We start from the raw sequence: 313 nt of genomic DNA on the forward strand, positions 1-313 counted from the left end.
GTTACTTACAACACTTGAAAGCTTGATGTTGCAGTCTTCAAGAATACGCATCATACGGTTCTTCTCTGAAGCTATCTGCTGAATAAGCTTGTTCCGGTAACGGGTCAGGTCACGAAGCTGACGCTGCTCCTTGGGAGGAATATAGCTCGGTTTGAGAAGACCTGCCAGAAGAAGCTTGCAGATCCATTCGCTGTCCATCTTGTCTGTCTTGTGACCAGGAACATTCTTAATGTGACGGGCATTGACTATCCAGACATCGGGAATGGAATCTTCAAGAACCTTATAAACAGGTTTCCAGTAAACACCGGTACTC

At 45.7% G+C, this 313-nt stretch carries 1 protein-coding gene; it reads right to left on the reverse strand.

The window, feature by feature from the left end:
• A partial coding sequence (locus tag NW213_RS16880) for a transposase (protein WP_258323483.1) occupies nucleotides 1-313 on the reverse strand: 313 nt, incomplete at both ends.

Origin of the sequence: Bacteroides sp. ET336 (assembly GCF_024733815.1) — a bacterium.
Taxonomy (GTDB): domain Bacteria; phylum Bacteroidota; class Bacteroidia; order Bacteroidales; family Bacteroidaceae; genus Phocaeicola; species Phocaeicola cellulolyticus.